Origin of the sequence: Streptomyces sp. NPDC014894 (assembly GCF_043080985.1) — a bacterium.
Taxonomy (GTDB): domain Bacteria; phylum Actinomycetota; class Actinomycetes; order Streptomycetales; family Streptomycetaceae; genus Streptomyces.
The window spans coordinates 1-1,090 of the sequence record NZ_JBIBWD010000065.1 but is presented as its reverse complement, the minus strand read 5'-3'; the positions used below and the strand labels follow the sequence as shown (position 1 = coordinate 1,090).

The 1,090-nt window shown below is 68.6% G+C and carries 1 protein-coding gene; it reads left to right on the top strand.

Features of this window, described 5'->3' with window-relative positions; genetic code table 11:
* Nucleotides 1–21: 21 nt before the first annotated feature.
* Nucleotides 22–1,090, top strand: a 1,069-nt coding sequence (locus tag ACF089_RS35940) for an AMP-binding protein (RefSeq protein WP_392036457.1), incomplete at its 3' end; no start/stop codon positions are given.

Below are 1,090 nucleotides of genomic sequence, written 5' to 3'. Positions count from 1 at the left end.
CGGCTGGATTACGCGGAGTCGTTGGGCGAGCTGCTGGAGCGGGTGCAGCGTGAGCAGTCGGAGCTGCTGGATCATCAGTATCTGAGCCTCGCGGAGATCCAGCGGATCGCGGGGACCGGGACCGGAGAACTCTTCGACACCACCACGGTCTTCGAGAACTACCCGCAGGACCCGGCCGCCTTCGCGGAAGCCTTCGACGCCGTCCGACTGGTCGATGTGGAGGGCCGCGACGCGACGCACTACACGCTGAGTCTCGCCGTACTCCCCGGAGACGAACTGCGCATCCGCATCGCCTACCGGCCCGACCGGCTCGACCACGACACGGCCGAAGACATCGCGACCCGGTTCATCCGTCTGCTGGAGACCGTCGCCGACCGGCCGGACGAGCGAGTCGGCCGGCTCGACGTCCTCCTGGAGGGCGAGCGTCGTCAGCTGCTGACCGAGTGGAATGCGTCGGGGTCGGGATCGGCGGGTCGGTGTGTGCCGGAGTTGTTCGAGGAGCGGGTTGCGGTCGCTCCGGATGCGGTGGCGTTGGCGTCGGCGGAAGTGTCGCTGAGTTATGCGGAGTTGAACGCGCGGGTGAATCGGCTGGCGTGGCTGTTGATCGGGGCAGGGGTGGGTCCGGAGCGGGTGGTGGCGTTGGCGGTGCCGCGTTCGGTGGAGACGGTGATCGCCGCGCTGGCGGTGCTGAAGGCGGGCGGTGCCTATGTGCCGGTGGATCCGGAGTATCCGGTGGACCGTATCGCGTACATGCTCGGAGACGCCCGGCCCGTGTGCGTGCTGACGACGGCCGACGCGGCCTCGGGCCTGCCCGACACGGACCTTCCCCGGGTGGTTCTCGACGCCCCGGAGACGGTGGAGGCGCTCGCCGCGTCACCTGTCTCCGATCCGGAGGGTGTGGTGGTGTGTCCGGAGAGTGCGGCGTATGTGATTTATACGTCGGGTTCGACGGGGTTGCCGAAGGGGGTGGTGGTGTCGCATGCGGGGTTGGAGGATCTGGCGGTGTCGCAGGTGGAGCGGTTCGGCCTGGGCGGGGGGAGTCGGGTGCTTCAGCTGGCGTCGTTCAGTTTCGACGCGGCGGTGATGGAGA